The organism is Limnospira sp. (assembly GCF_051859755.1).
Taxonomy (GTDB): Bacteria; Cyanobacteriota; Cyanobacteriia; order Cyanobacteriales; family Microcoleaceae; genus Limnospira; species Limnospira fusiformis.
Window position 1 is genome coordinate 1 of sequence record NZ_JBIMLI010000188.1, and the last position, 6,961, is coordinate 6,961.

The 6,961-nt window shown below is 44.4% G+C and carries 5 protein-coding genes and 2 pseudogenes; 2 read left to right on the plus strand and 5 right to left on the minus strand.

All coding sequences use genetic code 11. From position 1 onward, the window contains the following. Together ACTIE0_RS21785 and ACTIE0_RS21790 are read right to left on the minus strand one after the other, a co-directional pair. Nucleotides 1-98 (minus strand): annotated as a pseudogene (locus ACTIE0_RS21785) (sirohydrochlorin chelatase); the annotation flags it as partial. A gap of 17 nt (nt 99-115) precedes the next feature. Continuing rightward, nucleotides 116-304: a hypothetical protein gene (locus tag ACTIE0_RS21790; protein WP_006623445.1), complete on the minus strand. Its 189-nt coding sequence runs from the start codon at nt 302-304 to the stop codon at nt 116-118. A gap of 289 nt (nt 305-593) precedes the next feature. On the opposite strand from ACTIE0_RS21790, the pseudogene ACTIE0_RS21795 reads away from it, so the two are divergent. Then, nucleotides 594-722: pseudogene (locus tag ACTIE0_RS21795) on the plus strand (4-alpha-glucanotransferase); the annotation flags it as partial. A 135-nt stretch (nt 723-857) separates the two neighbouring features. On the opposite strand, the gene ACTIE0_RS21800 reads toward ACTIE0_RS21795, so the two are convergent. Continuing rightward, nucleotides 858-1,670 carry a glycosyltransferase family 25 protein gene (locus ACTIE0_RS21800; protein WP_006670652.1) on the minus strand — a complete coding sequence of 271 codons (813 nt, stop codon included), beginning with the start codon at nt 1,668-1,670 and terminating at the stop codon, nt 858-860. Nucleotides 1,671-1,985: 315 nt separating this feature from the next. On the opposite strand from ACTIE0_RS21800, the gene malQ reads away from it, so the two are divergent. Further along, nucleotides 1,986-3,497, plus strand: coding sequence for a 4-alpha-glucanotransferase (gene malQ, locus ACTIE0_RS21805; protein ID WP_006670653.1), 1,512 nt, complete (start codon nt 1,986-1,988; stop codon nt 3,495-3,497). Nucleotides 3,498-3,570: 73 nt separating this feature from the next. On the opposite strand, the gene ACTIE0_RS21810 is transcribed toward malQ, so the two are convergent. Then, on the minus strand, nt 3,571-4,482 hold the full coding sequence (locus ACTIE0_RS21810) for a UTP--glucose-1-phosphate uridylyltransferase (protein WP_006623439.1): 912 nt from the start codon (nt 4,480-4,482) through the stop codon (nt 3,571-3,573). An 85-nt stretch (nt 4,483-4,567) separates the two neighbouring features. Next, nucleotides 4,568-6,529 carry a biosynthetic arginine decarboxylase gene (gene speA / locus ACTIE0_RS21815; RefSeq protein WP_006623438.1) on the minus strand — a complete coding sequence of 654 codons (1,962 nt, stop codon included), beginning with the start codon at nt 6,527-6,529 and terminating at the stop codon, nt 4,568-4,570. Nucleotides 6,530-6,961: the final 432 nt, after the last annotated feature.

The window sequence follows — 6,961 nt, forward strand, 5'->3', positions numbered from 1 at the left end:
TTGAGGCGATCGCTCAACTGTTGTGCTAACTTATCTACAGCTAATTGAGGGCGGCGATCGCGACTACCGTGGGACACAAGCAAAACAGTGGATAACACGGGTTACTAATGAAACTTCAGTCAATCAGTCTAACCCATCCCCGGCGTACATTGTACAACAAGCGGTTAATAATCGCCTGTTCATCCTCGGTGATGGTTTCTTTGAGGAGGGTAGCTTTCAACTTTTGGCGGTCTTCAGTCGTCACCACACTGGAAAACATCACTTGACCAAACATTTCCTCAAGGGAACCGCTAGAATTGGTCATACTGTTATAGTAGCTGCTCATGTGCCTAACCTCAATGCTCCACTATATATATATCTTCCCTCAAGTGGCTGATTTTTTCTGTGATTATACAGACGACTACATATGAGTTGGATCACCTTAACAGGTGATCCCCATCGCTCTTAGTTGTGATTTGCATCAACCGTGCTGGGGGATACCCTCTATTATACCCCACAATTCATTTAAGTTTAACCGAGGCAATAATCCCCCCAAAAAGGCGATCGCTTTGTGATATAAATAGAAGCGGTTTCTACGGGAATATATCTTAATTATGCACCTTGAACGAGCCAGCGGTATCTTGCTACACCCCACCAGCTTCCCCAGTCGCTTTGGTCTTGGTGACTTGGGACGTGCCGCTTATGAGTTTATCGATTTCCTGGAACGCAGTGGCCAAAAAGTTGGGCCATACTATCTCGAAGCCCCTCTCCCCCCCGGGATTCGGATTTAGGGTGAGGGTAATGTTTTCAGAAAGTGGCTTCTAAGCTAGAAAGCCACCTCTGTAGTATAGGGGGTATTCCTAACACAGGTTTTTTCCCTATAATCTCAAGGTCAGTTGGCGACCAAAACTAAAGCTAATTAACCGCCAAGGAACTCTACTATTTCGGAGTGTTTTGATTCTGACAAAATAACCTGCTAGTAATCGCAGTATGCCTTTAAGGCGGGCTTTAGCGCGTATCAGTTGGGGATTATATGCCTGGGTATATAATGGATCAAAGGCTATTTCTCCCCAGAGAACATCGGCTTGATGACCAGGACTTAAACCATGTTTGCGGTGTTCAGGGTTAGCCAAACCTCCGTGTTCTCCGTAATTGCGGAAAGGAATAAAGTTTTGCAAATTATGAGAGCGCAAGAATGTATCTATTTCCGAATCCCAAGTAGAATAAGTTTTTCCCTGAGTTGTTTCGGTGATTTTCTCGGAGAATTTAATGAGAAGTTCTGCGGCTTTGGGGCTGACAATATAAGCTACCATACCGGTTGAAAAACCTTCGGCATATCCTTCTGGAGAGACCCAATATACTTGAGGGCTGCAAGTATAAATCCAGGTAATTCCGAGATTAGGCAATTCCTTATCAAAAGGTAAAGGCAGTTGTCCAAATTCTAAAACCGGAACAAAATCCGCTTCCACAATTAAACTAGGCTGGCTCTGCTGAGTCGCTATTTCCCAAGCCTGACGGTGGTTGAGCATACACCTATAACTTGGAGAAAAGTGCTGATATTCTGGCTTATCTTCTTGGCGAATAACTAGACATTCAAATCCTTCTTTGGTCAAGTATTCTTCTAATTGTTGAGTAGGCTCTTTATACGCAATAATCAAAACTTGACTCAGAGTATCAACTAAACTATTCATATTCGCTATTACCTAAAGTAAGTGGCTTGACATGAGAACATCCGTCCACAAGAGATTTCAGCAGCCGTGGCGATCGCCATAAGCGTTTCATCATATTTCCGCCCTCATGGCTAGTAAAAGACCCCGATTTTTCGCCCCTACCCATGTTGTACACTGTGGGGACACAAAATCCAAGTTCTCCCTGGTGGGTTTTCCTGTTCAGGAGTTGGGTAAAAACTATATCGGTCAGCTTTTTTGGTCATGTTATACATGGTAGATCCAGCATCATTTGTGTGATATAAATAAAAGCGGTTTCTACGGGAATATATATTAATTATGCACCTTGAACGAGCCAGCGGTATCTTGCTACACCCCACCAGCTTCCCCAGTCGCTTTGGTATTGGTGACTTGGGACGTGCCGCTTATGAGTTTATCGATTTTCTCGAACGCAGTGGCCAGAAAGTTTGGCAAATTCTGCCTCTCGGTCCGACCGGTTATGAGCATTCCCCCTACATTATGAACTTTAGCACCTTCGCGGGAAATCCTCTGTTGATTTCTCTCGATCGCCTAGCGGAAGAAGGGCTGCTAAATAGCCGGGAATTGCTACCCCTACCAGATAACCATAACCCCCAGCGGGTTGACTTTCCCAGGGTCATTGCTCATAAAGGACAATACCTCAAACAAGCCTTTGATTGCTTCTGGGAGTCCCTACAATCACAACCTAACCATCCTTTCGAGGAGTTTTGTCAACAAAAAGCCTCCTGGCTCAATGATTACGCCCTATTTATGGCACTCCTAGAGCAGAACGACGGTAAAGACTGGAATCAGTGGGAACCTGCGATCGCTCGCCGAGAACCCCAAGCCTTGCAAGCCAAAACCGAAGAACTCCACACCCAGATTATATACCATAAGTTTCTGCAATTCAAGTTTTTTGAACAGTGGAGTCAACTGCGACGCTACACCAACAATAAGGGCATTAAAATTATTGGTGACATCTCGATTTATGTGTGCTATAATAGTGCTGATGTCTGGTTTGCGCCCAACAACTTTCAACTAGACCCAGAAACCCTGAACCCTGCCTATATTGCGGGAGTACCGCCGGACTATTTTAGTGCTACCGGACAACTTTGGGGGAATCCGGTTTATGATTGGGATGAACTAAAACGGACTAATTTTGCTTGGTGGATTGAAAGATTCCGCGCCACGTTGGAATATGTAGATTGGGTTCGGGTTGACCATTTCCGAGGCTTTGAAGCCTATTGGCGGGTTCCCTTTGGGGAAACTTCGGCTTTGAATGGGGAGTGGGTGACCGCACCGGGTGCGGAATTTTTTGAAAGTCTCGGTCAACAGTTAGGAAGTTTACCAGTTTTAGCGGAAGATTTAGGAATCATTACCCCAGAGGTGGAAGAGTTACGCGATCGCTTTGAGTTTCCGGGAATGAAAATCCTCATGTTCGCATTTGGGGAAGATTCTCGCCACCCCTATCTACCCCATAATTATACCAGAAATTCCATTGTTTACACGGGAACCCATGACAATGATACTACAGTGGGTTGGTGGCAAACCATGAGTCCCGAAATTCGTCAGCACGTGGCTGGCTATTTAGGGTATGCTTTCCCAGAAGCCATTGAGGACATTAATTGGGCGTTAATTCGGTTAGCCCTAAGTTCCATTGCTGACCTGGCGATTTTCCCGTTTCAAGACCTGTTAGGATTAGATAATCGAGGGAGGATGAATGACCCTAGCACCAATGCGGGAAACTGGCGTTGGCGCTACGAAAGTTCGACATTGTTAACGCATCCTTTGTGCGATCGCCTGCGCTATTTAACCCAAATGTATAGCCGCTAAATTCCCCTTTTTTTGAGGGAAGGTTGGGGAGGGTAACTGATAAACCCCCCCCTGATTAAATCGGCTGTACTCCCTAGGATTTAGTCTTGATATTGCGGAATTCTACCAGAGTCTTAAAATAGGTTTCTGGTAGACCCGTATCAAAACAGCGACCTGGGACAAGATACCCAGTAATTTGTTCTTTTTCTAGGAGAGTTTGCAAACAGGAAGTCAGTTGATATTCTCCCTTTTCCCGGACATCATGGCGGATATTGTCGGCTAAGAGGTCAAAGATTTTCGGTTCAATGATATACAGCCCAAATATAGTCAAAAACCGATCCCATTCCAGTCCGGGAACTCGCATATTTGTCCGCGCATAATTGAGAGTTGGCTTCTCATAGATTTCCGTCAGGTCAAATAAATAATCAGAATCTTTAACCGGAGTTCCGGCTACACAACCATAGTGCTGAATGCGATCGCCGGGAGTAATTCGCACACCGATAACACTCTGTTGAACTTTCTCATAAACCTCCAACAATTGACGGGCGCAGTTTACCTCCAAATCGGAAGCATAAACATGGTCACCCAATAGTAACATAAAAGGCTCATCATGCACCCAGGGGGCGGCACAAAAAACCGCATGACCGAATCCTTCTTGTTGTTCCTGGGTTAAAATAGTAATCCGTTCCCCCAAGGTTTGTAAATAGTGGCTATAGTCTCGACTACTGGGGGACAATTTCCGCCAAAATTCCGGTTTAGGAGACCCTTGGAAATAGTCCTCAAATAAGGAGCGATCGCCCGATTGAACAATAATTCCGACCTCTTCAATTCCAGCATTAATAGCCTCTTCCACGACCACCTGAATCACAGGTTTAGCGATTCCCTCAGCATCAACTATAGGGAAAAACTCTTTTTTAATCATTTTGGAGGCTGGGAACATCCGAGTACCAAATCCTGCGGCTGTGATGACAGCTTTGCGAACCCGACGATTTTCTTGTGCTTTCATAGTCTCAAATTATCCCCTTTAGGGAAACCTGTATATTTTAACTTATTTTATGCTGAAATTGGGGTCATTCCGTAAAATTTGAGCATCAGTGAGAGGTCAAATAGGTATATTGGGTCAAACTGCGTTCATAGTTTTGTAGGAGAAGCTGAGATTCTTCGATGGTAATTTTCTGGGACTGAAGGGCTTTTTCAGTTTGGCGGCGGATACTTTCCACCAAATCCTCACTGTCATATTGTACATAACCCAAAACCTCATTCATAGTGTCGCCTTTGATGACATATTCTACCTGATAACCTTGAGGATTGAGTTGAATATGAACCACATGGGTATCGCCAAATAGGTTATGTAAATTCCCCATAATTTCCTGATATGCGCCCGCCAAAAACATCCCCAAATAGTAGGGCTGTGAAGGGGTTAAGGGGTGCAGTTCCAAGATGGGTTTAGAATCTCCCCAATTGATAAAGCGGTCTATTTTACCATCACTATCACAGGTCAAATCTGCCAAAGTCGCCCTTTGAGTTGGTTCTTCATTAAGGCGATGAATTGGCAAAATCGGGAAGAGTTGGTCAATCGCCCAGGAGTCCGGCGCAGACTTGAACACGGAGAGATTTACATAGTAAATAGAAGCCATAATCTGCTCAATAGACTTTAAATCATCCGGGATAATTTCCAAGTCTCGAATAATCTCGCGGATTTTATGACAACAAGCCCAATATAATTGTTCAGCTTTGGCGCGATCGCGTAAATTCAAGTAACCGAAATTAAAGACACTAATCGCCTCCCCTTTAAACTGGATCGCGTCGTGATAGGCTTCTTGGTAATTATCGGGATTAATAGATTGATAGGTTTCGGCTAAATTCCTGAGTAGGAGATGGTCATCATCATTAATATTCGGAGGGTTGGCGGTGCTGGGTTCACTACTTCCCAGGATATCAAAAACCAAGATAGACTGATGAGAAGCGATCGCCCTTCCACTTTCGCTAATTAAAACAGGCGCATCAATTTTTCCCTGTTCGCAGGCTTCCTTAACTTCCGCCACAATATCATTAGCATAGTTTTGCATATTGTAGTTTTTGGAAGCGGGGGCGTTAGTTTTAGAACCATCATAATCTACCCCCAAGCCGCCGCCGACATCCAGATATTGCATATTAGCGCCTAATTTAGCGAGTTCCACATAAATTTGACTAGCTTCTCGGATGGCATCTTTAATCGCACTAATAGAGGAGATTTGTGAGCCAATATGGAAGTGTAGAAGCTGCAAACAATCCAACATTCCCAAACCCTGGAGGCGATCGCATACTTGGATAATTTCGGGAATAGTTAAACCAAACTTAGCGCGATCGCCGGTGGAACCTCCCCAACGTCCTACACCTCGGCTTCCCAATTTCGCCCGCACTCCTAAAATCGGTTGTATCCCCAGATTTTGACTAGCGGCTATGGCTAATTCCACTTCTTCTAACTGTTCCATCACCACAATAGTTTTACGTCCCAACCGTTGGGCTAACATGGCGGTTTCGATATATTGTCGGTCTTTATAGCCATTACAAATCAGTAAAGCACCGGGAGTAGTCAGACAAGCCAAAGCAATCAACAATTCCGGTTTAGAACCCGCCTCTAATCCCAATTGATAAGGCTCCCCAAAGCGCACCAAATCCTCAATCAGATGACGTTCTTGGTTACACTTAACCGGATAAACTCCCCGATAAACTCCCGGATAATTATAGCGGGCGATCGCCTTAGAAAAACAAGCGTTTAGGCGTTCAATGCGGTCCTCCAGGATATCAGGAAAGCGGATCAGTAAAGGTAGCCCCAGATTTCGTTTTTTCAGAGACTCGACCAACTCATATAAATCAATAGACCCACCGCGATCGCCTTGTGGGGAAACCGTGATATGACCCGCAGCATTAATAGAAAAGTAGGGTTCACCCCACCCCTGAATGTGGTAGAGTTTCTCGCTATCTTCAATAGTCCAAGTTCCCATTTGGTCAGATACCCCATGATCAGAAACCGAGTCCGAAGCAGAAGGGGTCAGGGGTTGTAATTTCATAATCGCGAAGTTCCTTACTGTTAGCGTCTATGAGACAGTGTAGCTTGACAAGTCGGGGATCTTCATGAAAACTATAGTTGGGGTCAATAATGTTTTCGGAGCGACATGGCATCGTTAGCTAAACTTTGATCAACTTTGATTAACTTTAGGATCGGTGTTGGTGTAGCGATCGCCTGAAATTGTACCTCACAGGTTAGTTGATCCAGATCACCACGGAAGCGCATAATCTGATACAATTCGGGTCCAAAATTTATGCGACGATGATAGACGGCTCAAGAATATAGCTATCAAGATATTCTTGAAGATATATCGGCTGAAAATATATCACAGAGTATTCATGTAGAAATCTATCCTAGGAGAGCATGATTTAATCTCAAATTAGGTTAATATTTTAGGGCAATAGGGTCTAATAAGCGAGAAGAGTTGAGGATA

Excerpts from the sequence above, each read along its gene's own strand:
- ACTIE0_RS21790 (WP_006623445.1), bottom strand. The coding sequence starts at position 304 with ATGACCAATTCTAGCGGTTCCCTTGAGGAAATGTTTGGTCAAGTGATG.
- ACTIE0_RS21800 (WP_006670652.1), bottom strand. The coding sequence starts at position 1,670 with ATGAATAGTTTAGTTGATACTCTGAGTCAAGTTTTGATTATTGCGTAT.
- malQ (WP_006670653.1), top strand. The coding sequence starts at position 1,986 with ATGCACCTTGAACGAGCCAGCGGTATCTTGCTACACCCCACCAGCTTC.
- ACTIE0_RS21810 (WP_006623439.1), bottom strand. The coding sequence starts at position 4,482 with ATGAAAGCACAAGAAAATCGTCGGGTTCGCAAAGCTGTCATCACAGCC.
- speA (WP_006623438.1), bottom strand. The coding sequence starts at position 6,529 with ATGAAATTACAACCCCTGACCCCTTCTGCTTCGGACTCGGTTTCTGAT.